Origin of the sequence: Prochlorococcus marinus CUG1415 (assembly GCF_017696015.1) — a bacterium.
In the GTDB taxonomy this organism is placed as follows: domain Bacteria; phylum Cyanobacteriota; class Cyanobacteriia; order PCC-6307; family Cyanobiaceae; genus Prochlorococcus_A; species Prochlorococcus_A marinus_AE.
Genome location: NZ_JAAORL010000001.1, coordinates 294,555 through 320,243, shown reverse-complemented (window position 1 = coordinate 320,243; position 25,689 = coordinate 294,555). Strand labels below are relative to the sequence as shown.

At 32.4% G+C, this 25,689-nt stretch carries 31 protein-coding genes and 2 tRNA genes; 20 read left to right on the top strand and 13 right to left on the bottom strand.

Features of this window, described 5'->3' with window-relative positions; all coding sequences use genetic code 11:
* The first annotated feature begins 2 nt into the window (after positions 1-2).
* The 6 genes from ctpZ (at position 3) to HA143_RS01735 (ending at position 4,653) form a co-directional block, all read left to right on the top strand.
* Positions 3-1,292, top strand: a complete 1,290-nt coding sequence (gene ctpZ / locus HA143_RS01760) for a carboxyl-terminal processing protease CtpZ (protein ID WP_209082947.1) — start codon at positions 3-5, stop codon at positions 1,290-1,292.
* 38 nt (positions 1,293-1,330) lie between these two features.
* Complete coding sequence (locus HA143_RS01755) at positions 1,331-2,587, top strand: HD domain-containing protein (RefSeq protein WP_209082946.1); 1,257 nt, start codon at positions 1,331-1,333, stop codon at positions 2,585-2,587.
* Positions 2,588-2,602: 15 nt separating this feature from the next.
* On the top strand, positions 2,603-3,256 hold the full coding sequence (locus tag HA143_RS01750) for a septum site-determining protein MinC (protein WP_209082945.1): 654 nt from the start codon (positions 2,603-2,605) through the stop codon (positions 3,254-3,256).
* 118 nt (positions 3,257-3,374) lie between these two features.
* Positions 3,375-4,190: a septum site-determining protein MinD gene (gene minD, locus HA143_RS01745; RefSeq protein WP_209082944.1), complete on the top strand. Its 816-nt coding sequence runs from the start codon at positions 3,375-3,377 to the stop codon at positions 4,188-4,190.
* A 1-nt stretch (position 4,191) separates the two neighbouring features.
* Complete coding sequence (gene minE, locus HA143_RS01740; protein WP_209082943.1) at positions 4,192-4,518, top strand: cell division topological specificity factor MinE; 327 nt, start codon at positions 4,192-4,194, stop codon at positions 4,516-4,518.
* A 63-nt stretch (positions 4,519-4,581) separates the two neighbouring features.
* Positions 4,582-4,653 (top strand) — tRNA-Thr (locus tag HA143_RS01735).
* A 178-nt stretch (positions 4,654-4,831) separates the two neighbouring features.
* Here HA143_RS01735 and HA143_RS01730 read toward each other — a convergent pair.
* From HA143_RS01730 to HA143_RS01715, 4 genes are all read right to left on the bottom strand, one after another.
* A complete protein-coding gene (locus tag HA143_RS01730) occupies positions 4,832-5,413 on the bottom strand; it encodes an L-threonylcarbamoyladenylate synthase (RefSeq protein ID WP_209082942.1) in 582 nt (193 codons plus the stop codon).
* Between the two features lie 23 nt (positions 5,414-5,436).
* The gene (gene prmC, locus HA143_RS01725) at positions 5,437-6,306 is read right to left on the bottom strand and encodes a peptide chain release factor N(5)-glutamine methyltransferase (RefSeq protein ID WP_209082941.1); all 870 of its coding nucleotides are present in this window, start codon (positions 6,304-6,306) and stop codon (positions 5,437-5,439) included.
* Between the two features lie 12 nt (positions 6,307-6,318).
* The gene (gene psbM / locus HA143_RS01720) at positions 6,319-6,471 is read right to left on the bottom strand and encodes a photosystem II reaction center protein PsbM (protein ID WP_209082940.1); all 153 of its coding nucleotides are present in this window, start codon (positions 6,469-6,471) and stop codon (positions 6,319-6,321) included.
* A gap of 114 nt (positions 6,472-6,585) precedes the next feature.
* Positions 6,586-6,936 carry a 2Fe-2S iron-sulfur cluster-binding protein gene (locus HA143_RS01715; protein WP_209082939.1) on the bottom strand — a complete coding sequence of 117 codons (351 nt, stop codon included), beginning with the start codon at positions 6,934-6,936 and terminating at the stop codon, positions 6,586-6,588.
* 223 nt (positions 6,937-7,159) lie between these two features.
* Between HA143_RS01715 and psbB the strand changes: the two genes are divergently transcribed.
* From psbB to HA143_RS01675, 8 genes are all read left to right on the top strand, one after another.
* A complete protein-coding gene (gene psbB / locus HA143_RS01710; protein WP_209082938.1) occupies positions 7,160-8,683 on the top strand; it encodes a photosystem II chlorophyll-binding protein CP47 in 1,524 nt (507 codons plus the stop codon).
* Positions 8,684-8,706: 23 nt separating this feature from the next.
* The gene (locus tag HA143_RS01705) at positions 8,707-8,805 is read left to right on the top strand and encodes a photosystem II reaction center protein T (RefSeq protein ID WP_209082937.1); all 99 of its coding nucleotides are present in this window, start codon (positions 8,707-8,709) and stop codon (positions 8,803-8,805) included.
* Between the two features lie 100 nt (positions 8,806-8,905).
* The gene (gene nrdR / locus HA143_RS01700) at positions 8,906-9,385 is read left to right on the top strand and encodes a transcriptional regulator NrdR (protein WP_209082936.1); all 480 of its coding nucleotides are present in this window, start codon (positions 8,906-8,908) and stop codon (positions 9,383-9,385) included.
* Between the two features lie 110 nt (positions 9,386-9,495).
* The gene (locus tag HA143_RS01695; protein ID WP_209082935.1) at positions 9,496-10,587 is read left to right on the top strand and encodes a 30S ribosomal protein S1; all 1,092 of its coding nucleotides are present in this window, start codon (positions 9,496-9,498) and stop codon (positions 10,585-10,587) included.
* Between the two features lie 137 nt (positions 10,588-10,724).
* A complete protein-coding gene (gene metK / locus HA143_RS01690; protein ID WP_209082934.1) occupies positions 10,725-11,966 on the top strand; it encodes a methionine adenosyltransferase in 1,242 nt (413 codons plus the stop codon).
* 12 nt (positions 11,967-11,978) lie between these two features.
* The gene (locus tag HA143_RS01685; protein WP_209082933.1) at positions 11,979-13,208 is read left to right on the top strand and encodes an FGGY-family carbohydrate kinase; all 1,230 of its coding nucleotides are present in this window, start codon (positions 11,979-11,981) and stop codon (positions 13,206-13,208) included.
* Between the two features lie 89 nt (positions 13,209-13,297).
* Positions 13,298-13,370: transfer RNA gene (locus HA143_RS01680), tRNA-Phe, on the top strand.
* A 181-nt stretch (positions 13,371-13,551) separates the two neighbouring features.
* A complete protein-coding gene (locus HA143_RS01675; RefSeq protein WP_209082932.1) occupies positions 13,552-14,220 on the top strand; it encodes a TVP38/TMEM64 family protein in 669 nt (222 codons plus the stop codon).
* 76 nt (positions 14,221-14,296) lie between these two features.
* Here HA143_RS01675 and HA143_RS01670 read toward each other — a convergent pair whose 3' ends face one another.
* Complete coding sequence (locus HA143_RS01670) at positions 14,297-14,722, bottom strand: hypothetical protein (RefSeq protein WP_209082931.1); 426 nt, start codon at positions 14,720-14,722, stop codon at positions 14,297-14,299.
* 226 nt (positions 14,723-14,948) lie between these two features.
* Between HA143_RS01670 and HA143_RS01665 the strand changes: the two genes are divergently transcribed.
* Both HA143_RS01665 and HA143_RS01660 read left to right on the top strand, forming a co-directional pair.
* On the top strand, positions 14,949-15,128 hold the full coding sequence (locus HA143_RS01665) for a hypothetical protein (protein WP_011375871.1): 180 nt from the start codon (positions 14,949-14,951) through the stop codon (positions 15,126-15,128).
* Entirely contained in the window at positions 15,103-15,654 is a 552-nt protein-coding gene (locus tag HA143_RS01660; RefSeq protein ID WP_209082930.1) for a phycobiliprotein lyase, read from the top strand. The genes HA143_RS01665 and HA143_RS01660 overlap by 26 nt, the downstream gene beginning before the upstream one ends.
* Here the strand turns inward: HA143_RS01660 and HA143_RS01655 are convergent.
* Positions 15,638-16,150 carry an R-phycoerythrin subunit beta gene (locus HA143_RS01655; RefSeq protein WP_209082929.1) on the bottom strand — a complete coding sequence of 171 codons (513 nt, stop codon included), beginning with the start codon at positions 16,148-16,150 and terminating at the stop codon, positions 15,638-15,640. The genes HA143_RS01660 and HA143_RS01655 overlap by 17 nt on opposite strands.
* A 178-nt stretch (positions 16,151-16,328) precedes the next feature.
* Between HA143_RS01655 and HA143_RS01650 the strand changes: the two genes are divergently transcribed.
* The 3 genes from HA143_RS01650 to HA143_RS01640 are packed head-to-tail and all read left to right on the top strand — an operon-like array spanning position 16,329 to position 20,220.
* Positions 16,329-16,529, top strand: coding sequence for a hypothetical protein (locus HA143_RS01650; protein WP_209082928.1), 201 nt, complete (start codon positions 16,329-16,331; stop codon positions 16,527-16,529).
* Positions 16,530-16,558: 29 nt separating this feature from the next.
* On the top strand, positions 16,559-18,967 hold the full coding sequence (locus tag HA143_RS01645; protein ID WP_209082927.1) for a UvrD-helicase domain-containing protein: 2,409 nt from the start codon (positions 16,559-16,561) through the stop codon (positions 18,965-18,967).
* A gap of 5 nt (positions 18,968-18,972) precedes the next feature.
* Positions 18,973-20,220 (top strand): CCA tRNA nucleotidyltransferase, encoded by a 1,248-nt coding sequence (locus tag HA143_RS01640; protein ID WP_209082926.1) that lies wholly within the window; start codon positions 18,973-18,975, stop codon positions 20,218-20,220.
* On the opposite strand, the gene HA143_RS01635 is transcribed toward HA143_RS01640, so the two are convergent.
* On the bottom strand, positions 20,221-22,392 hold the full coding sequence (locus HA143_RS01635; RefSeq protein ID WP_209082925.1) for a selenide, water dikinase: 2,172 nt from the start codon (positions 22,390-22,392) through the stop codon (positions 20,221-20,223).
* A 10-nt stretch (positions 22,393-22,402) separates the two neighbouring features.
* Between HA143_RS01635 and mtnP the strand changes: the two genes are divergently transcribed.
* Positions 22,403-23,296, top strand: coding sequence for an S-methyl-5'-thioadenosine phosphorylase (mtnP, locus tag HA143_RS01630; protein ID WP_209082924.1), 894 nt, complete (start codon positions 22,403-22,405; stop codon positions 23,294-23,296).
* 37 nt (positions 23,297-23,333) lie between these two features.
* Here mtnP and HA143_RS01625 read toward each other — a convergent pair whose 3' ends face one another.
* The 6 genes from HA143_RS01625 to HA143_RS01600 form a co-directional block, all read right to left on the bottom strand.
* Positions 23,334-23,528, bottom strand: coding sequence for a photosystem II reaction center protein J (locus HA143_RS01625; RefSeq protein ID WP_209082923.1), 195 nt, complete (start codon positions 23,526-23,528; stop codon positions 23,334-23,336).
* A 9-nt stretch (positions 23,529-23,537) separates the two neighbouring features.
* A complete protein-coding gene (locus HA143_RS01620) occupies positions 23,538-23,657 on the bottom strand; it encodes a photosystem II reaction center protein L (RefSeq protein WP_002806119.1) in 120 nt (39 codons plus the stop codon).
* Positions 23,658-23,668: 11 nt separating this feature from the next.
* Positions 23,669-23,815, bottom strand: coding sequence for a cytochrome b559 subunit beta (gene psbF / locus HA143_RS01615; RefSeq protein WP_025929749.1), 147 nt, complete (start codon positions 23,813-23,815; stop codon positions 23,669-23,671).
* A gap of 1 nt (position 23,816) precedes the next feature.
* On the bottom strand, positions 23,817-24,065 hold the full coding sequence (gene psbE, locus HA143_RS01610) for a cytochrome b559 subunit alpha (protein ID WP_209082922.1): 249 nt from the start codon (positions 24,063-24,065) through the stop codon (positions 23,817-23,819).
* A 134-nt stretch (positions 24,066-24,199) separates the two neighbouring features.
* Positions 24,200-25,216 (bottom strand): photosynthesis system II assembly factor Ycf48, encoded by a 1,017-nt coding sequence (locus HA143_RS01605; protein ID WP_209082921.1) that lies wholly within the window; start codon positions 25,214-25,216, stop codon positions 24,200-24,202.
* A gap of 9 nt (positions 25,217-25,225) precedes the next feature.
* Positions 25,226-25,654, bottom strand: a complete 429-nt coding sequence (locus tag HA143_RS01600) for a rubredoxin (RefSeq protein WP_209082920.1) — start codon at positions 25,652-25,654, stop codon at positions 25,226-25,228.
* Positions 25,655-25,689 lie beyond the last annotated feature (35 nt).

Below are 25,689 nucleotides of genomic sequence, written 5' to 3'. Positions count from 1 at the left end.
CAATGAATTCATCTTTTAACAAACTTTTAACATTCAAAACATTGATTAATGCGTTAATGATCATTGTTTTTTCTACTAATATTTTATTAGTTGAAAGAGTCGATGCTCTCAGTGATACCAAGCAATTAGTACTTGACGCTTGGACCTTGGTTAATGAGGGTTTTTATGACCCAGAAAAGTTTGACGAAATACAATGGAAGAGAATTAGACAAAAAACACTACAGAAACAAATTGAAACAAGTGAAGAGGCTTATTCTGCAATTGAAGACATGTTAAGACCTCTAGAAGATCCTTATACAAGAATTTTACGACCGAAAGATTATGAACTCTTAAAATTAAGCAATTTTGGTAGTGAGATTAATGGTGTTGGACTCCAACTGGGTGAAGATGATGAAAATAAAAAAGTTAAAGTTATCTCTACTCTTGGAGGCTCACCGGCAGAAGAAGCTGGAATAGTAAGCGGTGACTTTATAGAGACAGTTGATGGGCTTTCATCAGAGGAATTGGGACTAGCAAATACTGCCTCTAAGTTGAGAGGTGAATCAGGAAGCAAAGTTTTAGTTAAAATATCTTCGAAATCAGGAGAAGTTAGAGAGGTGGATTTAGAAAGGAGATCAGTAGATCTTAGACCAGTTAGAACAAAAAGAATAAGAGATGACTCTCATACAATAGGATATTTAGGGATAACTCAATTTAGCGAAAGCGTACCCAAAAAAGTTGAGGAAGCTCTTCAAGAGTTAAAAGAGAAAGAGGTTGAAGGTTTAATATTAGATCTTAGAAATAATTCAGGTGGACTAGTAAGCTCAGGAATAGCAGTTGCAGACTCATTCTTGAGTGAGAGTCCAATAGTTGAGACAAAAAATAGAAATGGAATCAAAGATGCAATAATTTCAGAAAAAGAGACATCTTTTGAAGGGCCAATGGTAACTTTGGTAAATAAAGGGACTGCAAGTGCTAGTGAAATACTTGCTGGTTCTTTACAAGATAACGGTAGATCGATTCTCATGGGAGAACAAACTTATGGGAAAGGTTTAATTCAGTCCCTAAAAAGTTTGGCAGAAGATAGTGGAATAGCAATAACAGTTGCTAGTTATTTAACTCCCAAAGGTAATAATATTCAAGGTCAAGGTATTACACCTGACAAGTTACTGGATCTACCTGATGCCAGCGAATACGGAAGTTCTGACGATAAATGGGTGAGGAATGCAGAATTATTTCTAGAGTCACTTCTAGATAAAGAAGAAGTTCCTATTCAAACTAGTGAATTGAGCAATGAAGAAATAAAAATTTAAAATAGCAAAAGTTTGTTTTTTAGAAAATTTTAAACACTATGAGTATTAAAAGGATTTTTCATGATCCAATTCATAAAGAAATAGTATTTGATTCAGGGAAGCCAGAAGAATTAATGATTATGGAATTAATTGATACTATCGCTTTTCAAAGGTTGAGAAGAATAAAACAATTAGGGGCAGCATCATTGCTTTTTCATGGTGCAGAATCAAGTAGATTCACCCACTCAATTGGCGTTTTTTGTATCGCGAGAAAAATATATAAGAAATTAATTGAAGGTAAATCTTCATTTTGTGAAAATAAATTTGTTCTCTATGGAGCAGCTCTATTACATGATTTAGGTCATGGACCTTTGAGCCATACCAGTGAAGCAATATTCGATCATAATCACGAACGATGGTCTCAAAATTTAGTTAAAAATTATTCTCCAATAAATTTAATTCTCAAAAAGTATGACAACGAATTACCTAGACTAATTGGGGAATTATTTGAATCAAAACAACTATTTTCAAACCCTTTAAAAACATTGATTAGCAGTGAAATAGACTGCGATCGTCTCGATTATCTTTTACGTGATAGTTACAACACAGGTACCAAATATGGCTTAGTAGATTTAGAAAGAATTATTTCAGGCCTTACTTTTGCACCTGACGGCAATATTGCAATCAAACCAAAAGGAGTTATCGCAATTGAGCATTTTTTAGTACTAAGAAACTTGATGTATAGAACTATCTATAACCACAGAATAAACGAAATATCATCATGGATTCTGGAAAAAATAATATTTACAATAAAAAATAATTATGAAAAGAAAATTTGGTTAGATAAATCTCTTTATAAATGGATATTTTCTCCTGCAAAGGTTGATTTTGATGATTTCATAAGAAATGATGATATAACCTTTTACTACCATTTGATTAGATGGAAAGATGAATCTTTCGAGCCACTTTCTACGTTATGCAAAATGTTTATTGATAGAGATTTATTAAAAGCATCAGACATAAGTTTTTTAAGTAAAATAGATAGGTTAGAAATCCTTGCATTTGCAAGAAAATTATGCGAAGAAAATAATTATGATTCAGAAATTTTTTGTGGAATCAAGGAAAGATCTTTTAAAGGTTTTGAATCTAACAATGCACTAAAAATTTGGGATGGAGCCTATCAAAACTCATTAGAGAATAGTTCTGCATTAATAAAAACTTTAATGAAGTCTGAAGAAATCTCCTTTATTGTTTATCCAGGTGTGATCAAAAATGAAATTAAAAATCAAATTTCATTAATAAGAAATAATTCCTAAAAGATAAATAATTCAATGAAAATCGTTATAAATAATCTCAAAAGTCAATCTCTAGAAAATATATCATTTGAAAATTGGGACGATATCCATGAAACTTTTAAAAAAATTTCTTTGATGAAAGGACCTCTGGAAGCAAAATTTTTCGCAATCAATGAGTCAATAAGTGCTGATCAATTATCAAAATTAAAAATTAATTTTGACAAAATTAATAATTTTTCTTTATTCATCTATTCAAATAATAGAGATACAATAATAGCTGGAAACTCTTTAAAAATAGATTCAACTTTTGTTAGAGAAAAAGAGTTAAAAAAGTTACTTTTACTTAATTCAAAAAAGAAAGACGATATTCTTCACGAAGGGACAGTAAGATCAGGAGATAGAATATCTTCAAATGGGAACCTATGCATTATTGGAGACGTTAATCCTGGAGCAATAGTTTCCGCCAAGAAAAATATTTACGTTTGGGGAAAGCTCCTAGGGATCGCCTTCGCAGGAAAGGGTGGGGATAATAATGCCTCTATTTCATCACTTTATTTAAACCCTTTACAGTTAAGAATTGCTGATGTGATAGCTATTGGACCCAAGGAAAAGCCCAGAAATTCTTATCCTGAAATTGCTTTAATAGATAATAAAATAATAATTATCAAGCCATACCTAATAAAAACTTAAAATTAATCAATCATTTGAAATAAATTAATTCAAAGTTGATAAATTTAAGAATTACTTAATCTTTAAAATATTTAACTTTCTCAATAGTGGCCTTATTATTTGGAAAATCCTTAAATTCGTGTCGAAAAATACTCGCACTATATTAATTTGTTCAGGGAAAGGCGGTGTTGGTAAAACCACCTTAACTGCAAATCTAGGCATAGCACTTGCCAACAGCGGAGCAACCACTGCAGTATTAGATGCTGATTTCGGCTTAAGAAATTTAGATCTTCTTCTAGGATTAGAAAATCGTATTATCTATACTGCTCAAGATGTCCTAGACAAAAATTGTCGTCTTGAACAAGCACTGGTCAGACATAAAAAGGAGCCTAATCTTGCTCTTTTACCTGCTGGAGATCCTAGGATGTTGGATTGGATGAAGCCAGAAGATATGCAGAAAATCAGTGAGCTGCTTAGTGAAAAATTTGATTTTGTTTTAGTAGATTGTCCTGCTGGAGTAGAGGATGGTTTTAAGAATGCCCTTGCAGCTTGTAAAGAGGCTATTGTTGTTACCAACCCTGAATTATCTGCAGTACGAGATGCCGATAGAGTTATAGGAATTCTTAATACATCTGATATTGAGCCTATCCAGCTTGTAATCAATAGAGTGCGTCCCAATATGATGGCTAGTCAAGAAATGTTATCTATCGAAGATGTTCAAGGAATCCTTTCTTTACCGTTACTAGGTATTGTTTTAGAGGATGAACAAGTAATAATAAGTACCAATAGAGGAGAGCCACTAACACTTACAGATAGTATATCTCCTGCAAAAAAATGCTATTTGAATGTTTCACAGAGACTAACTGGAAAGGATGTGCCAATTATTGACCCCAAAAATGAAGGTAAAAGCCTTAAAGATAAATTCATCAGATTAATGCAAACACGGGTTTTTTAAAATGATGACTCTCAGAGACCTTATAAACAAATTACTAGGAAGAGAAACGGCTAGCGCAAATACAGCTAGAGAAAGATTACAACTTGTTCTGGCTCATGACAGAGTGGATATGAGTTCCTTAACAACTGATCTTTTGGATAAAATGAGGAAAGAAATCCTTGATGTTGTTGCTAAATATGTTGAGATTGATTTTGAGGAAGTAGCAGTAAGTTTAGAGACGGAAGACAGAATGACTGCATTAGTAGCCAATTTACCAATCAAAAGAACTCTTTCAGGGGAAATCAAGTTTAAAAAAAATGATAAAAGTGATAAAGATCTACAAAAGTAATAAATTATAAAAAGCTAAAAAAATACTAATAATTGCTCCTCCTTAATTGTAAGATGTAATAAGGCCGGCTTAGCTCAGCGGTAGAGCAGCGCTTTTGTAAAGCGAAGGTCATCAGTTCAAATCTGTTAGCCGGCATTTTGAGATATTCAATTCTGTTCAATATTTTTTGCCGAAAATAACAAAATAAAACCTACTAAAGCAATAATAGGAAATAATCTTATTTCAAGAACATACTCTAAAAAAGATGCAAGTGGTTCAAATATCCAATAAGTAAAAAATTGAATTAACAAAACAAAACACAATAATAAAAACATTAATGCAATTCCTGAATTAATACTTCTCCTTCTCTAATCAGTCTCCAGTCTTCACTATTATTCCAAGAAATTATAGTACTTGCTTTTCCGCTACCTTTTTCCCAAGGAACCGGTCCAAGAATATCTACGCTAGGAAAGTCTAAAGCAATTCCCTCAGCTTTAATTGATCCCTTGAAGCCCGAAATATTTGCACTCGAAGTTAATAATGGTCCTGCTTCTCTCATAAGGGATTGAGCCATATATGAATTTGGAATTCTTAAACCTAGAGTAAAATTTTTACTTGTTAAGGTTGATTTTTTATTCTCTGAAACAGGAATAATCAAAGTTAAAGCTCCTGGCCAATATTTGGCAGCTAAATTTTCAAAATCTTCTTTAGCAGATTCATCAACATAATCTATTAATTGTTCATTTTCTGCTCCCATAAGAATTAAGGGCTTGTTGCTATCTCTTTTTTTTATGTCATAAATTATCTTTGAAAACTCTGGCAAACATCCAATTGCAGGTAAAGTATCTGTCTGAAAAATGATAGGCAAACCACTTTTAAGTTTCTCAAGAGCCGATTCTTTATTAATTACATTCATTGAAATTATGAACTAATCATAATTTATTTATATCTTCCAATTGTAAATCTTCCAATACCCGAAAAATCTTGTAAGACTTCTACAGATGTAAATCTATTCTCAAGAAACAATTGTCTTACGATTGATCCTTGATCAAAATGATTCTCAAGTATTAACCATCCTTTTTCTTTTAAGAATGATGGCGCCTTGTATATTATTTCCCGAATATGTTCCAAACCATCTTTGCCTGCTAATAAAGCAATTTTAGGTTCAAAATTCTTTACTTCAACCGGCAATTTTTTATATATTTCTTCAGGAATGTATGGCGGGTTTGAAATCACAAGATCTAATTCACCTTTTAAAGACTCAAGAGGATTCCACCAATGTCCACAACAAAATCTCAAATTCTGCTGATTTGAAGAATTCATAAAATTTCTGGATGCAATATCTATTGCATTTTTATCAATATCAGTAGCAATTCCCTCCCATGAAGGATTTGCCATTGCTAAAGCAATACTAATAGCACCTGATCCAGTTCCCAACTCAGCAAAAACTAATTTTTTGGAATTGTTTTCAAAAATCTTAAGTACAATATCAATTATTAACTCCGTTTCTGGCCTTGGAATTAGTACGTTTTCAGAAACACTTAATTTCAGATCTCTCCAGAAAGTAAATCCAGATAGATGTTGAATAGGTACATTATTTGTAAGATGATTATCCCAAACAGATTCAATTAAATCTAAGTTTTTTTGAAAATAAAAATCTCCCTCAGAGTTCAATCTAAGTAAATTAATTTCATTATGAGATATTCCGGCTATTGATTCTAACAAGAGATAAAGAGATTCTTTATCTCCCCCTTTAAATAATTGTTTTTTTTCCCACAATAAAAATTCTTTTGCAGAAACATAAAACATTAATTAATTAATTTAGCGTTTTGGTCCCAGTTTACCTTTACCAGAATCTGAGAAGAAGCTTGATTTTTCACCATCTTGAGTGGAGATATATAAACCTATTAGAAAAATAGTTGGTACTCCCACGAAAAGAAGACTTGCTATGAACCCAAAATTTGTTGTTTCCATTTAGAGTGACGATTTCATAATTAAATAGACTATAAACATTTAAATAGAAATAAAGTGAAAAAATCAATAAATTGCCTCAACTGATTAACAGTCTTAAACAATTTAACGAGATAATTATTTATTATCACTCCTTTCTTTTAGTTCCTTTAAGTTAGAAGGAGGAGATTGAGGTTTTGTAAGTATTACTGCAGATGAATTAATTAGAGTTTGACATGCAAGTCTCCAATTTTTAGGTCTATTTTTAAGTTTCTCTTCTTCCACAGTAGTAAGTGGACTCAAAGAATTTTTGCTTCCTCCTTCTATAGAAACGAAACAAGTACTGCATTGTCCTGCTCCACCACAATTACCCAACATTCCTTTAGGCCCATAAAGTTGTAATTTCTCTCTAATTATGAAATCCCTTAAATTTTCTCCAGTTTTACACTGAATATCAACTCCTTCTCGGATGAATCTAATAGTTGCCATTTTTGTAGTTATTTTTCCTATTTTGGCGTTTTACTTTGAGAATTGTGACCAAAATATTAACAATTTTTAGCCCAAAATTCCTCGAAACTAAAGTAATAGGAATTGATTTGGCCAATTTTTGCAAGAAAATAAATTTATTTACAAAAATCCCTCAAAGACTAAAAAACCCTTACTATCGTGATGTTTAGCTGTTTATTCAGCATAGTTATCTAGAAATTAACCGATGGGATTGCCTTGGTATCGAGTGCACACAGTAGTTATTAACGACCCAGGTCGACTACTGGCTGTGCATCTCATGCATACTGCATTATTAGCCGGCTGGGCCGGTTCTATGGCTCTTTATGAATTAGCCATTTTTGATCCTTCAGATGCTGTTCTCAATCCAATGTGGAGACAGGGGATGTACGTCATGCCATTCATGGCAAGATTAGGAATCACAGGAAGTTGGAACGGATGGGATATAACCGGTGCTACTGGGGTTGATCCCGGATTCTGGAGTTTTGAAGGAGTTGCAGCAGCACACATAGTATTTAGTGGACTTTTGATGTTAGCTTCAATATGGCATTGGACATATTGGGATCTTGAACTATGGGAGGACTCAAGAACAGGAGAACCTGCACTTGATCTACCAAGAATTTTTGGTATTCACCTTCTCTTAGCTGGCCTTACATGCTTTGGATTTGGAGCTTTTCATTGTGCCAATGTAGGTATTTGGGTTTCAGACCCTTATGGTTTAACCGGTCATATTGAACCAGTGTCTCCATCCTGGACTGCAGATGGCTTTAATCCATTTAATCCTGGAGGGATCGTTGCGAACCATATTGCAGCCGGTCTATTGGGTATTATTGGGGGTATTTTTCATATCACAAACAGACCTGGAGAAAGACTTTATAAAGCGCTTAAGCTTGGAAGTTTGGAAGGAGTATTAGCTAGTGCTTTAGCTGCTGTTCTTTTCGTATCTTTTGTTGTTGCAGGAACAATGTGGTATGGATCAGCAACAACTCCAGTTGAGTTGTTTGGTCCAACAAGATATCAATGGGATTCTGGTTATTTCAAAACTGAGATAAATAGAAGAGTCCAAACAGCTATGGATAATGGTGCTACTAGAGAGGAAGCATACGCTTCAATTCCAGAAAAATTAGCATTTTATGACTACGTAGGTAATAGTCCTGCTAAAGGCGGATTATTTAGGGTCGGAGCTCTTGTTAATGGCGATGGCTTACCAACTGGTTGGCAAGGTCATATTACTTTCCAAGATAAAGAAGGTAATGATTTAGAAGTAAGAAGAATACCTAATTTCTTTGAGAACTTCCCAGTCATACTTGAAGATAAAGAAGGTAATGTAAGGGCCGATATTCCATTTAGAAGAGCTGAAGCCAAGTATTCGTTTGAGCAAACTGGCATTACTGCAACTATTTATGGTGGAGACTTAAATGGTCAAACATTTACTGATCCTGCGGTAGTTAAAAGATTAGCTAGAAAAGCACAGCTTGGCGAAGCATTTAAGTTTGACAGAGAAACTTATAAATCTGATGGTGTATTCCGAAGCTCTCCAAGAGCATGGTTTACCTATGCCCATTTATGTTTCGGATTGTTATTCTTATTCGGTCATTGGTGGCATGCTTCAAGAACCCTTTACAAGAACAACTTTGCTGGTATTGATTCTGAAATTGGCGACCAAGTTGAATTCGGTCTATTCAAGAAACTTGGTGACGAGACCACTAGAAGAATCCCAGGAAGGGTTTAAACTAAACTTTATTATTTATTCTCATGGAAGCTTTTGCTTACGTTCTTATTTTAACTCTTGCAGTTGTTACTTTATTTTTTGCTATCGCTTTTAGAGATCCCCCTAAATTTGATAAAAAATAAAATTTTAAAACCCTCTTTCTAAGAGGGTTTTTTTTTATCTACTTTTCATAAGTGTGATATTAATCTAGTATTAGGGTTACAGATTTTCTTATTTCGCTATATGCAGTGTCCAACCTGTCAAAATACGGATAGCAGAGTTTTGGAATCAAGAGCTGCTGATAGTGGGAAAAGTGTTAGAAGAAGAAGAGAGTGTCTAAATTGCAGCTACAGATTTACCACTTATGAAAGAGTTGAAACAATGCCAATTTCAGTTATTAAAAAAGATGGGGGTAGAGAATTATTTGATAAACAAAAATTATTTTCTGGTATATCAAGAGCTTGCGAAAAGACTAATTTCACTAGTGAAGCAATAATTAATTTTGTAGATGGAATTGAATCACAAATCATACAAAATTCTAATAAAGATATTAAATCTTCACAAATTGGAGAGTTGATACTTAAAAGCCTTAGGAAAGAAAACGAAGTTGCTTATATAAGATATGCCTCAGTTTACAGAAAATTTAATGGGGTAAAAGATTTTATCTCTACTCTGGAATCTCTAAAAGGAAGTTCAAAAAATAAATTAGCTTCAATTTTATAAAATTAAGCATCATTAAAGTGTAGAATACATAACACAAATGTTTTCTGCTATTGGTTTGCAGGCTAGTAGCATTCCTTTCTAACTACCTTAGGTAGTCTGCGTTGTAAAAAATGAACGAAACTTCTTCCCAAACTATTAAAGAAATTTCTGAAGATAAAGAAATTCAAAATTCGTCTGAATTAGATAATAATTCAGCATCCCATAATGCGGAAGATTTATCATTCGAAAAGAACGACATTCCTTCAGCAGATTCTTCTTCCAGCAGAACAAATGCGGATTTTGATAATGCAGGTTTCACACAAGAAGAATTTGCATCCCTTTTGGGTAAGTATGATTATAACTTTAAGCCTGGCGATCTAGTAAAAGGTACAGTTTTTGCTCTAGAACCCAAAGGAGCCATGATAGATATAGGTGCAAAAACAGCTGCTTTTATGCCTGTTCAGGAGGTTTCAATAAATAGAGTTGAAGGACTAAATGAGGTTTTACAACCTTCAGAAAGCAGAGAATTTTTCATAATGAGTGAAGAAAATGAAGATGGCCAATTAGCACTTTCTATTAGAAGGATTGAATATCAAAGAGCATGGGAAAGAGTTAGACAACTGCAAAAAGAAGATGCCACTATATATTCCGAAGTTTTCGCAACAAACAGAGGTGGTGCTCTTGTAAGGGTAGAAGGCTTAAGAGGTTTCATCCCCGGTTCTCATATAAGTGCTCGAAGAATTAAAGATGACTTAGAAGGTGAATACTTACCTTTAAAATTTCTTGAAGTTGATGAAGAAAGAAACAGATTAGTACTTAGTCATAGAAGAGCTTTAGTTGAGAAAAAAATGAATAGACTTGAGGTTGGTGAAGTTGTTGTAGGTTCTGTTAAAGGTATTAAACCTTATGGGGCTTTTATTGATATTGGAGGAGTTAGTGGTCTATTGCACATTTCTGAGATCAGTCATGAACATATCGAGACTCCTCATAATATATTAAATGTTAATGATGAAATGAAAGTTATGATAATTGATCTTGATTCAGAAAGAGGACGAATTTCATTATCTACTAAAGCACTTGAACCTGAACCAGGCGATATGCTAACTGACCCTCAAAAAGTTTTTAGTAAAGCTGAAGAAATGGCTGCGAAATACAAACAAATGTTATTTGAACAAACTGACGATAACGAAGAGATGCCCACAGCCTCATCTGAAACAGTATAAATTCACTCATCTATTTTGTGCATGAATATCTGAACTTAAGCCTAATTATTCTTGTACAAGTATTTTTTAATTTACAATAATTGATTTCTAACGATAGTCTAATTTAGGATAAAGACTAATTTCAAAATAATTTGTCAATGAGTGATTTCATTTTTACCTCAGAATCTGTAACTGAAGGTCATCCTGACAAAATATGTGATCAAATTAGTGACGCTGTTTTAGATGCTTTATTGACAGAAGATCCAGAAAGCAGAGTTGCATGCGAAACTGTTGTTAATACTGGTCTTTGTTTACTTACTGGAGAAATAACTTCAAAAGCAAAAGTCGATTACATAAAACTTGTGAGAAATGTAATTAAAGAAATTGGATATGAAGGCTATAGAGCAGGTGGTTTTGACGCAAATAGTTGTGCTGTTTTAGTAGCACTTGACGAGCAATCACCAGATATTTCACAAGGAGTAAACGACGCAGAAGATGTTAACGATGATTTGGAAGATAATACCGGAGCTGGTGATCAAGGCATAATGTTCGGCTATGCATGCGATGAGACGCCTGAATTAATGCCCTTACCGATTAGCTTGGCACATAGATTAGCTATTCAACTTGCCAAAGTGAGGCATGAAGAAGTCCTTAATTATCTACTCCCTGATGGTAAAACTCAAGTAAGCATTGATTACGAAAAAGGGTTACCAGTTTCTATTAATACGATTTTAATTTCAACTCAACATAATCCTGAGATTGATGGAATAACAAATGAAGAAGAAATTCGTCAAAGAATAAAAGAAGATTTATGGAAGCATGTTGTAATTCCTGCTACTGAAGATTTAGAAATTAAACCAAATATTAGCAAAACAAGATTTCTAGTAAACCCTACGGGAAAATTTGTCGTAGGAGGGCCTCAAGGAGATGCGGGACTCACTGGCAGAAAAATTATTGTAGATACTTATGGTGGATATGCAAGACACGGAGGAGGGGCATTTTCTGGTAAAGATCCCACAAAAGTAGATAGATCAGCCGCTTATGCAGCACGTTATGTAGCTAAAAGCATAGTTAAAGCAAAATTGGCAAAAAAAGCAGAAGTACAATTAAGTTATGCAATTGGAGTAGCAAAACCAATTTCCATTCTCGTGGAAACTTTTGATACAGGTATTATTTCACAAGCTAGTTTGACTGAGCTAATTAAAGAGCACTTTGATTTAAGGCCCGCAGCAATAATAAAAGAATTTAACTTAAGAAATCTACCCAAAAAAATGGGAGGTAAATTTTTTAGAAAGACTGCATCCTATGGACATTTTGGAAGAAGAGATCTTCAGCTCCCTTGGGAAAACGTAGAAGAAAAAGCAGCCCAATTAGCAGCGGCTGCCAAAATCTTTTTATAAAATATTTTTTCTATGCCTGATAATTTTTATGGAGGGTTAGATTTTGGAACCAGTGGTGCAAGAATATCAATAATTAATCTTCATAAGAAATTAGTATATTCAAATTCAGTACCTTATTCATACAGCTTTAAAAATCAAAATTCTTGGATCAATTCTTGTGAAAATCTCTTAGTTAGTTTACCTATTGAGGTAAAAATCAACCTTAATAAATTGGCTATCTCCGGCACCTCAGGAACTTTAACAGCATCCAATTTGCAAGGAGAGCCGATAGGAGAAGCAATACCTTATGACCAAGCATGTAATGAAAATAAGATCCTTCTTGAATCTTTAACTTCTGGAGAAGGTCATCTACGTACTCCATACAGTAGTCTTGCCAAAGCATTAAAACTAATAGATAAATATGGGACAAATATACTTTTAAGACATCAATCTGATTGGATCACTGGTTGGTTTTTAAAAGATTGGACTTATGGAGAAGAAGGTAATAATCTAAAACTTGGTTGGGATCTAAAAAAAGAATCGTGGCCAAAAAGCTATCTCAATACTTCATGGCAAAAATGCCTACCTCATATAGTAAAAAGTGGAAAAATTATTGGACAAGTAAATTTTGATTTGGCGGAGAGATTTAACTTGAATAAGAAATTAATATTAATCTCAGGCACCACTGACTCGAATGCAAGTTTAATAGCTGCAGGTTTAGATAAAGAAGATGGTCTCACAGTTTTAGGAACAACAATTGTGGTTAAGAAAATTATTGATAAACCTATAAAAAAACAGGGAATTACAACCCATAGAGTAAACGGCGATTGGATATGTGGAGGAGCATCAAATGCGGGATGCGGTATCTTGTCTAAGTTCTTTTCTGATTTAGAAATAAAGGAACTCAGTCGACAAATTAATCCATCGAAAAACACTTCTTTGGATCTTTTACCTCTAAATAGTCAAGGAGAGAGATTTCCTATTAATAATTCTAATTTAGAGCCGATACTTGGTCCTAGGCCAGTAAGCGACTCACTTTATTTACATGCATTATTTGAGGGGCTAGCTAAGATCGAATTAAAAGGATGGGAAAAACTAGGCAAACTAACAGGTTCACTTCCCAAAAAAATTATTACTATTGGTGGAGGTTCAAAAAACCCTCAGTGGAGAAAAATAAGAGAAAAAATTATAAATATACCAATAGTTTCATGTAATAAAACCACTTCTTTTGGTACTGCCTTATTAGCGATTAATTCAAAATAATAATTTTTGGATATTTGATAAAGATATAAAATTTTTAATTAAAAGGGTTTCACAAACTACACATCTTAATTTAGAGTATATAGGTTAGAGCCGGGATAGCTCAGTTGGTAGAGCAGGCGACTGAAAATCGCCGTGTCCCCAGTTCAAATCTGGGTCCTGGCACCTTTTTACCCTTTCTTTGAATAGGGTTTTTTCTTTTTTAAAATTGTCTAAGACTTTTCAGTATTAAATTTTTTATAAATATTGTAAATTTTTCATATTACTTTTTAATAATCTATCCTTCATAGAAAAAAACTTATACTCAAATTAAATTTTTCAAACAAAAAAGTCAAAAATCTTCAAAATGAATATCAACTCATTAGAAAAAAAAATTAGTAGTATTAAACCAATATACAAATATACTTTCTTAATAATTTGTTTACTGGCTCTCATAGTGGGTCTAGTAAGTTATCTGTTGATAACATACGAAGATCAAATCAAATTATTTGTAGACAAAGCTGGTATTTGGGGGCCATTCATAATTTTTCTAGCAAGAGGGATAAGTATAATTTTTCCAGCTTTACCAAGTTCTATCTTTTCTCTTATAGCAGGAGGAGTTTTTGGATTCAAACAAGGCTATATAACAATCGTTTTATCAGACCTAATTTGTTGTCAACTAGCATTTTTTATAGCTCGGAACTACGGAAGAATTCCTGTTGAACGTTTAGTAGGCAAAAAGCCTATGCAACGTCTAGAAAAATTTAACCGTTATCAACTAGAAGAGAATTTCTTTTTAATGACAGGACTTCTTATGACAGGATTATTTGATTTTTTAAGTTACTCCATAGGTTTAGGAGGAACAAGATGGAGGACTTTTACCCCCGCATTAATAATTAGTTTGTTAATATCAGACTCCATTTTAGTTGCGGTAGGCGCTGAAATTGGTAAGCAAATTTATCTAGTAATTCCTCTTCTAATAGCTTTTGCTTTTGCTATTTTCCAAGGTGTAAGAAAAAAAAGAAGATCTCAATAATTTAATAAAGTAGTAATTTCTGAAAAAAATATTTTCAGAAAATTTTCATTTATTTACAACCTATTTGAATTCCTAGTCAATCCTTATAATTACAAACTTGACCAATTACACCAAGTATAAGTTGATCACCATTTGGATCTTGCCAATCCGAATTATTATTTAAAGAATTATTTAATTGATCAGTGCCTACAGCTACATCTCTAAAAGATTTCTCAAAGCAATTAATATCCATTGTGTACATAATATCCTGAGTAATTTCACTTTTGTTTTTTGGAATAAATTTACTTATTACCCTTACAGAACCATCTCTATTTCTTTGCAGACTTTTTTTATCCCATAATTGCTCTCCATAATTGGTCTTAGGTACTCCAACCCATTCTGGAGATAATGCAAAGACTTGCTTTGTGTTAGTACTAATAAAGATTATAAAAAAAAAGCTTATTATAAAAATTAATTTTTGAGAGAATATTGATTGACAATCATTATTTCCAAAGTTTTTCATAATAATTCTATTTCTGAGAATCAGTATTAAGATAACTAATTTTTAGATGTACAGTCAGCATAACAATTTAAGCTATTATTTTAGAAATGAAACGAAAAAGTTTCCGAAAATTTCTAAAGAAATAATTTTTTACCATCAGAAAAAGATATAACATTTTTGCAAACAAAAAAATTTAATGTAGGAATTCATGTAAGAATGGAATTCTATTGATTTTTATAGTTATTAGATGACTCCATTTAGACCAACTTCATATGATCGCCCTGGAGAACAAATATCAACCACTCCTTCTGGATTAAAAGTAACTTCTGCAAAAAGATTAATGGTGGATTCGATGGTAAGAATGATTCAAAAAGCAGAAAATCATTCCGTAGAAGATAAACTTGACGAAGAATCTAACAACAATTAATCAATTCATCGACAAAAGTATAGGAGAGTGGAAATCTATAAGAAGTACTCATACTTTAGCTTTTCAGGAATTTGAAAACTCAACTAGTAAAATATACATAAATCATATCAACTCAAACAATAAAAAAGTTAATGAAATTTTTAAAAATTACAAATTAAGTTTAAACCTAGAGAGCATAGCGATTTCTATAAAATGGCAATCTATTAGTGATTGGGAAGAAGATGATATGAGTGAGGGAGATGAAACTATTTTGATATTTTTACCCAAGGATGAAAATTCAGGAATTGTTTTACGAAATAAAGGTTATACAGAATCCTTTATTTCATCATCCAATTATTTAGTTGATGAACAAAATAATTTACACATTAAAACCATTTACAAATCAACATTTTCCGAAGAAAGAATTTCCTTTTTATCCACTCACATAAGATCCAGATTTTCTACTATTAGAAATCTGGAAAATAACTCAGTAATACAGACTTCACATACTTCAGAGATAAGGAATTTAGCTAGTTTAAAAGATTAATTATCCTTTCAAATTGACACTCTGTTTCAGATATTAATTGAGGGAGAAAGCCTTTGTTTCCTTTCATATTATTAACTGTTGAATTTAAATCAGAGATTGTTGCATCTCTCATTAATTCAACAACCCTTCTTGCATTTCTTAAAGGTACCCCAAGAGCAAGATAAGTATTTTTAAGATCCTTCAAACAACTTTTTGCTAAAACTGATTCGTCATTAGAAATTAAAAGATAAGCAACAATCCTTAGGATTATTTCTCCATCTCTTAAACAAACGGACATCTTATTAGTTGTATTGAAAGATATTTTTGAATTAACTGAATCTTGATTTTCGCAAATCATTGCTGTTACAGCATCAGCTGCAATTGCATGTGAATTATTGGTTATTGAGGTTATTGCATCTAATCTCGAGTTTGCACTATTAATAAATTCTTTTATATTGCTTAAATCATTTAATTTCTTATCAGAGGAAAATAGTTGATTATTCTTTGAAACTGACATTCCTAAAGTAAAAATCTAAAGTTAGTTTTTAACATTAGTACAAAACTAGTTAAAACAATACAATTTGAAAATTAACGAAACGCTTCTTAATTAATAATTTCATTCCAAAGTGATAGTTGAAATAATTCAAATAAAAAATTTTTTTCCGCTAGTATAAAAATACGTTTTTAATAAAGTTTTGGATCAACAAGATTTAAAATTATCAAAGAAACTTATTTCCTCATATAAAAAGAGATTGGAAAAAGAAATTCTTGACCGAAGTATGAAATTAAGAATGCCTCAAAATAAATTTGAAGAAATAATTAATAACAATAATGAACTGATAAATTTAAAAAAAGCGTTAGAACACCTAGAAACGGAATCTGAAGCTCATAAGTAAAGTCTGATTTTTGAAAAAACCTTCCAAAAGTGTCTCAAACTAACAATTTCCTTTTTAAGTCTTTAAACAATGAACAACTTCAAGCAGTAAAACATGTTTATGGCCCACTATTAGTTGTAGCAGGTGCAGGCAGCGGAAAGACAAAAGCTCTTACCCACAGAATTGCGAATCTTATTGAAAACAACTCTATAGATCCCTATAACATTCTTGCGGTCACTTTTACTAACAAAGCTGCTAAAGAAATGAAAGCAAGGTTAGAAGTTCTTCTAGCACAAGAAATAGCTTTTAATCAATTTGGTCAGCCTTGGTCAAGTCTCAAAGAAATTGATCAAAATCAATTAAGAACAAACGTTCATCAAGAGAGGCTTCAAAATCTTTGGATAGGTACCTTTCATTCTTTATTTTCAAGACTTCTAAGATACGATATTGAAAAATATAATGACCCAGAAGGATTAAAATGGACAAGGCAATTTTCAATTTACGATGAAACAGATTCTCAAACATTAGTAAAAGAAATTATCAGTCAAGATATGAATCTTGATCCCAAAAGATATGATCCCAAAAAGATTAAAAGATTAATAAGTAATGCTAAAAATCAATGCCTAACTTCGAATGATCTTTTAGAAAAAGCAGACAATAATTTTGATAAAACAGTTGCAGAAGCCTACAAGAGATATAGGATTTCACTTTCAAAAAATAATTCTTTAGATTTTGATGATCTTCTACTTTTGCCTGTTTTTTTATTGAGGCAAAATGATGTAGTCAGAGATTACTGGCACAAAAGATTTCAACACATTCTAGTTGACGAATATCAAGATACAAATAGAACACAATATGAACTTATAAAATTAATTACTGCTGGCAATACTGAACCAAAAAAATTCTTTAATTGGGAAGATAGGTCAATTTTTGTAGTAGGGGATGCTGATCAAAGCATTTACAGTTTTAGAGCCGCTGACTTCAGAATTCTAATTGGTTTTCAAGAAGATTTTAAAAATTCATTTAATGACGACACAAAATCATCTTTAATTAAATTAGAAGAAAATTATAGGTCATCTTCTAATATTCTTGATGCTGCAAACTCATTAATTGAAAACAACTCTGAAAGAATTGATAAAGTTTTAAAGGCAACTAAAGCAAAAGGGGAGCTTTTAAAGTTACTAAGCTGTGATGATGAAATTTCTGAGGCAGAAGCAATTACCAATAAAATAAAATCACTCAATAATTATAATCAAAACCCAATTTGGAAAAATTTTGCAATTTTATATCGAACAAGAGCTCAGTCAAGAGTATTAGAGGAATCTCTTGTAAGGTGGCGCATTCCTTATACAATTTTTGGAGGACTGCGTTTTTATGATAGAAGAGAAATTAAAGATGCAATAGCATATTTGAAAGTTCTGGTTAATTCTTCAGATAATGTAAGTCTTTTACGGATCATAAATGTTCCCAGAAGAGGGATTGGTAAGACCACTATTCAGAAACTTAATGAACTATCTAACAGGTTAAATATTCCATTATGGGAGGTTCTTAATGATAAGCAAAGTATTGAAGAAACAATAGGCAGATCATCAAAAGGAATTAATAAATTTACTGAAGTTATGAATGATCTACGTTGCTATTTAGAAAATTCAGGCCCTGCTCAATTACTGCAACTAATCTTAGAAAAAAGTGGTTATTTAAATGACTTGCTAGCTAATGGTACAGAAGAATCTGAAGATAGAAGAAATAACTTACAAGAACTAATTAATGCAGCTACTCAATATGAAGAAGAAACAGAAAGTGGAGATGTAGAGGGTTTTCTTTCTACAGCGGCCTTAACAACTGATAATGATACTAAGAAAAATAATCCCAACTCCGTAACTCTTATGACTCTGCACAATAGTAAGGGTTTAGAATTTCAAAATGTTTTTATCACTGGACTAGAGCAAGGTCTCTTCCCGAGTCATAGATCAATAGATACTCCCTCACTTTTGGAAGAGGAAAGAAGATTATGCTATGTAGGTATTACTAGAGCTAAAGAAAGAGTTTTCTTAAGTCATGCTAGAGAAAGAAGATTATGGGGTGGAATGCGGGAAGCAACAATTCCTTCAATATTTCTTTCGGAAATACCCGAAGACTTAATGGATGGTGAATTACCCCAAACTGGAGGTGCTTCAATAAGAAGAGATTGGCATCTTGATCGTTTAACAAGAGTTGACCGAAATAATCAAAATGAATTTGCTAACAAACCAATAAATGCAGTAAGGAAATTATATTCAGGACCAAGTAAAGGGAAAAGCTGGATAGTTGGAGATAAGCTAATTCACTCAAAATTCGGGAAAGGTGAAATTATACATATTTTTGGGAGCGGGGAAAAAATATCTTTAGCAGTAAAATTTGGTGATAAAGGAAGTAAAATTCTAGATCCCAGATTAGCTCCAATTCGTTACGTAAGTTAAAACTCATGAACGATATCTCTGATTACATCCACGGGGAATTAATCAAAATTCCATTTAATCTTTATAACCTAATTACTAATTACATAGAATCTAATAATAATACTAAGGTAGCTTTTGTTGGCGGTTATTTAAGGGATTTATTAATTAGTAAATACCACAAAAAATCTTTTTCTAAACCTTTAGATATAGATCTTGTTATTGAAGGTTCCTCTATTGCTCTTGCAAAATTTATAAAAAAAAATATTGTAAATGTAGATTTATGTTTAATCAAGGAATTTAATTTATACAATACTGTAGAAATAAATATTAATGATTATAAAATTGATATTGCTTCTGCAAGAAAAGAAATTTATTCTGCTCCAGGGTTAAATCCCACAGTAACTAATAGTAATATTGAGGAGGATCTTCAGAGGAGAGATTTCACTATCAATTCAATAGCCTTTGAGGTTTCGACAAAAAAAATCTATGATCTTTATGGAGGAATTTCTGATATAAAAAACAAACAATTGAACTTACTACATAATAATAGTATTTCAGATGATCCAAGTAGATTAATTAGATGTGCAAAATATGCTTCAAGGTTAGGTTTCAATATTTCAAATAATTCCCTTAAACAATCTCAACGAACAGTTAGACAATGGCCTTGGAAAATTTCAGAAACTGATCAGAAAATGATTTTCCCTCCTGCACTCGGGATAAGAACAAGGATGGAACTAGCTGAAATATATAAACACGATAACTTGAATAATGTAATTTCGATAATTCATAAATGGGAAATTATCTCAATCTTAAATAAAAATATTAAAGTCGATAAAAGGTTTTTAAGAGGACTAAATTGGATTAAGAAGTTGAATGGAAATTATATGCTTTATTTATTAAAAGATGCAGAAGATTTAGAAACAGCATGTAGAAGATTTTTGGTAAATAATGGTGAAATAAAAATATTAGAAGATTATTCCAATATAAAAAAGATATTAAAAACCAACCAAAAAAAATTTATGCATTATTCTCCATCAAGTTGGACAGAATTTATTGAGAAAAGAAACCTTAATGACGAGACAGTCAAATTATTAATATGTGATGGGGTTCCATACTGGCGTAACTTGTTTAAGTGGTTATTTATTTATCAATCCATAAAATCTACAAAAGATGGAGAAACATTAAAAAAAGAAGGATGGGAACCAGGAAAGGAAATGGGAAAGGAAATAAAAAGATTAAGATATTTGGAAATTGACAAATTGAATAGAAATTGATTACATTTTTACCACTTCTCCAACCTTGTACCATTTATCTTTTAGAGTATTTTCGTATTTACGATTGCAACTAATCAACAAGGGTCCACATGTTTGAGGATCTAAAAGTAATGCTATTCTCTGGTTAAAAGTCTCATTATCTAATGAATTTTCGTTTAAAAAATTAATTATTCTTTGTTGGGAATTTCCTTTATGAATTTTGTCAAAAATTTCTTTATTACATTCAAAGAAAGTACTTTTAATATCTTTTCTTATTAAATCAAATACTCCGGGATAAGCTTTAAATGCAAATAAATCTAATAAAACTTTTACAGGCTCTAGATTATTTCTTTCCCTATATAAATTAGATGAGTCAACCATCTCTTTAAGATGTCCAATAAATCCATATCCAGTAATATCAGTAGCAGCATTGACTAATGATTCTCTAAATTGATCTTGAAAAAAATAAATTTCATCAATCAAATATTGCTGACTCTTCACTAAATTATTAATTATTTCAGAAGAACTATTTAGCATATTAATATTTTGCATTTGACCGGCAAAGTAAATCCCAACTCCGAGAGGTCTAGACATCATAAGAATGTCTCCATCATTCATTCCAGATTTAAGCCATGGTTTTGCTCCATTTTTTAAGATTCCTTGGACAGTTAAAGAAATATCTATTCCTAATGAATAAGGTTTATTTACTAAACTTCTTGCCTCGAAAGTATGGCCTCCAAGTAATTCACCGCCATGATCCTCAACTGTTGATTTAATCCCTTGAAGGGATTGAGAAAAGAGGTAACTCTGAAATCCCCTTTCAACTTTTGGTAATGATATTAAAGCCTGCGCTGATGAAAGTTTTGCTCCGCATGCCCACAAATCTGAGCAAGCATGCAAAGTAGTAATTTTTGCATTAAGCCAAGGATCGCTTAGCAAAGCAGGAAATCCATCTACACTTTGCAAGATGATATCTTGACCATTTTGATAGATCTCAACTGAATCTTCAGGGGATGAAGCAAAAGAATCTAAATTAGAATTTATTAATGATTTATTCAAAACAATCTGAGGAATTTTAGCTGCACATCCCCTGCAATCATTCAATGAAATATTTTTTCCACTACTTTTCATAATTAGTCTTTTTGATCTGAACTTGTTAATAAAGTTCAGATCAATTTTATGCTTTAAAATCCAAAAAAGAAAAGAAGGGCCAAAAACGAAATTACGATAAATAGCAAAAGCCTTTGGATGATGGCTTGGAAATACTTTAACTATTTGTAATCCGATCCTTTGAGGAAACCACTTTTTTAATGATCCCCCTTCTATATCCTTTTTTAGATTTTGGACCAATGTATTTACAACTTTTACTGCAAAAACTCCCGATGCTGGTCTTTTTGCTGAATCTACAACTGCGCAATCTCCCGTCGCAAAAATTCCGGAAAAACTTTTCAACTGTAAATTCTTATTTGTGAACATTCTGCCATTTGAATCCGTATCTAATAATTTTTTTTGTACCCATAAAGGAGAATTATTTCCAGTACATAAAAGAATCTTGCCATAATCAAAATTAAGATTTTCAACTAAATCAATATTAAATTTAAGTAAACTTTTTAGAATTTTATTATTAATTTTCCTTGAATCACATAATAGTTTTAAGGATCTACTTCTCCATCTTTTTCTCAAAGCATATGAGACTTCAATTGCAGCTAGACCGCTCCCAACAATTACGAAAGGTAGTTCTTGTACTGAATCAAAAATATCTTCCTTTTGTATCAAGTCGTAAGCTCTCAAAAAAGGTTTAATTGGAAAAGCATTTTGATTTTTCACTAAGGTCTCAAATTCAGTTGGTATTCTTGTTTGACTTCCATAATTAAGAACTAACTGCGAATAGTTCACTGATGGTCTCTGACTTAAAGAAATTTTCTTTAAATTGAAATCAATATCCTGTACTTCTTCTTCTATAAAAGATAATTTTGCATTTTTTGCTAAAGATTTTATATCAATTAAACTTTCTTCTAAAGAAATAGATTTTGAAATCACAGATGGAAACATCGCCGAATAAACCAAATGAGAATCTCTAGATATAATTGAAACAGGAATTTCTGGCATTAATTTTGGACTCATTAACCATTTCTTAATTAAAAGAACATTTGTGTGTCCTCCTCCAATTAGTACTAGATGATTAAAAGTCATTTACATCACAATGAATAAAGAACATTTATTACCAATTGAAAATTCAAGATTAGGAGTAATAGGTGGGAGTGGATTTTACTCAATGGATACAATTGAGTACGTAAAAGAAATAGATATCAATACTCCCTATGGTAAACCTTCTGATTCAATAAAAGTATTTAAGCTTGGAAATTTAGAAATAGCATTCATTCCTAGACATGGAAAAACACATAGATTAAATCCTTCTGAAATTCCTTATAAAGCCAACATTTGGGCACTAAGATCAATCGGCGTAAGATGGATTATTGCTCCTTCAGCAGTTGGCTCTCTTCAAGAACAAATCAGACCTCTAGATATAGTTGTACCTGACCAATTTATAGACAGAACTAAAAATAGGCCAGCATCCTTTTTTAATGAAGGAGCAGTAGCTCATGTAACTATGGGCGATCCCTTTTGTACCAATTTATGCAGAATATTGAGTGAAATCGGAGAAAAAAATATTCCGAGAGGCAGGCAATTACATAAAGGAGGTACTTATTTAGCAATGGAAGGGCCAGCTTTCTCAACCCGCGCAGAATCTAATTTATATAGAAGCTGGGGATGTTCGATAATAGGAATGACTAATCATACTGAGGCAAGATTAGCAAAAGAGGCTGAGATAGCTTACTCCTCATTATCCATGGTTACTGATTATGATTGCTGGCATGAAACTCATCAAGAAGTATCTGTAGAGATGGTTTTAGATAATCTTAGATCGAATACTGAAGTGGCTAATAAAATAATATTTGAAGTAGCGAAAGTAATTGCACTAGAAAGACCGAAAAGTAAGTCTCATTTTTCATTAAAAGATGGCTTGATAACCCAAAAAGAAAATATCCCTAACTCTACTAAGGAAAAGTTAGAGATATTTATAGATTCTTATTGAACTTATATATAATCTAGGTAACTTAAAAATTCATTTTTTAAGCTGAACCTACTCCATTATAAGATCCATAGAAAAATATTCCTAGAACGAATATAACAGCAATTCCACCAGCTGTAGCAACAAGCCATAGTGGGAGAGTACCCTCAGTCCACCTTCTTTCCCAAGCTACAGCGGGTCTACCATCAGGTAACCTATCTGGAATTCTGCCATCGGGTCCTTTTAATTTACTCATGATTTAAATTTAGTTGAAAAAATAGCTGGAAAATAAGATTCCCAAAACAAATACTGATAATAAACCTAGGTAAAGGCTTGTTCGATTAAGTTCTACAGGAACTTTGTTCGGATTTTCGTTTACTTGCATAATGAATAAAGTTAACGTCTGATAAATTGCATAGCTGCAATAGCACCTAAGAAAAATACTGAAGGTATTGCAAGAGCATGAACTGCAAGCCAACGAACAGTAAATATTGGATAAACGCGGACTTCTGCAGCCTGCATTGGAGCTTGTGAGTTAGTCATTTTATTTTGTTCTTAAATCTAATTGAGACTTAGCGTCATACCTTTGAGTAACAACAGGAGCCTTAGATTCAGATGCTTGGAAGTAGCTATCTGGTCGAGGAGTTCCAAAAGCATCATAAGCTAGGCCTGTATATACAAAAAGAAAACCTGCTATGAAGATTGCTGGAAGTGTTACTGCATGAATAACCCAGTATCTGACACTGGTTATTATTTCAAAAAATGGGCGTTCACCCGTTGATCCTGCGGCCATAATCACAATTATTTACTTTATGATCTTACAAGGTAAAATCATATGTTTGCGAAGATATTAAGAGCTTGGTTACAGACAGTTGCTAAATTGATGCAAAAATTAAGGTTTTTTTTATTTTTAAATTGTAGTTATATTTAACCTTGCCACTTAAGTATGTACCCCCGCTCTCCAATAATAAAACCTTTTTGGGTATCAATTTGATCTTTATCTAGAAAAACAATTTTAATAAAATTAGTTGGCAATGACGCAGCTATTGGGTCAGAGTTCCAAGTTTTACCCTTATCTTTACTAACTATAAGAGTTCCATTACCACCTCCAGCCCAAATATCTCCATTAGGATCCCATCCAAGATCGAGGTAGTTATAGCCATTCAAGATTGGAATTATAGGCTTTGTCCAACTCTCTAGATCTTGGCTATTATCATTAAACCTAATTTCAGCACCTCTAGATAACATCCATAAATCTCCAGAAGGATTAAATCCAATACTTTGCACCCTTTTACTACTTGCTCTTTGATGTGCAACCCAAGTATCACTATTACTTGCAAGAGTTGAAAAGAAATTACCTAAGCTACTCACACTTACATAATCTCCATTTTTAGTTCTTCTTAAATCTCTAACCCCACCAGAGCCAGAGGCATCTACTACTTTGGCACTCCATGATTCACCGCTATCTACCGTTTGATATATGGCACCTGCAGTGGTAGCCAATTCAGCAACCCCATTATCGACAGTTGTTATAAGAAATGGTTGGCCTGGTAATTTGCTGCCTAGAGATAGACGAGTCCAATTTTTTCCCGAATCAAGTGTATGCATAACCAATGAGGGCTGACCTATTAACCAGCCCTCTTCACCTTTAAAATCAATATCTAGCAGACGAAAATTTTCCTCACTTGGTAAATCTAAATTTCTTTTATCCCAGGTTTCTCCTCCATCATTTGATTCCATAATAAGTCTGTTAGAGCCTACTAAAAATCCATTATTATTATCTATGAAGTCAACATCCAGAACATTTGCCTGGTCTTCAAATTGAATTGTTTTCCAAGGGCTGCTATCGTTCACCTTTACTCCTGTAGAGGAACAACTGCTCAAGACAAAACAAAGGAGTAAAGATAAAAGAAGATTAGGAATACTGGTAAGAAATTTTTTCATTTTATTATTTTAATGCAAAGAGTATAAAGAAAGGAAACATGCAGCTGCAAATGCTAAACCTCCAAAAATTAATATATTTTTTTGGCCAGGAGGTAGGCTATTGAAACCAAATCCGTAAGTTAAATTTTCTTCAAAACCACTAGGTTTAGATTTTGGACCTATATCTTTATAAAAGTTCTTACCCGCTCTGCAAACGGGACAAACGAATGTATTACCATCTAATTCTGAGAAAGGCGTATTTTTAGGTATATTTAATTTTTTATTTCCTTCAGATGGATCATAAATGTATCCACAACTTCTACATTCGAATCTATTTTGTTCTAGATTAATGTAAGGTTGTTCAACATTTACTCCTGAAGAGTTTTCTGAAAGATTTTCTTTCTGAAAGTTTTCAACTATTTTGTTTTCCTCAGAGGCTGGTTGAATGTTTTCACTCACGGTTTATTATTGTTCTTTAAGAACTTTAAAAGATT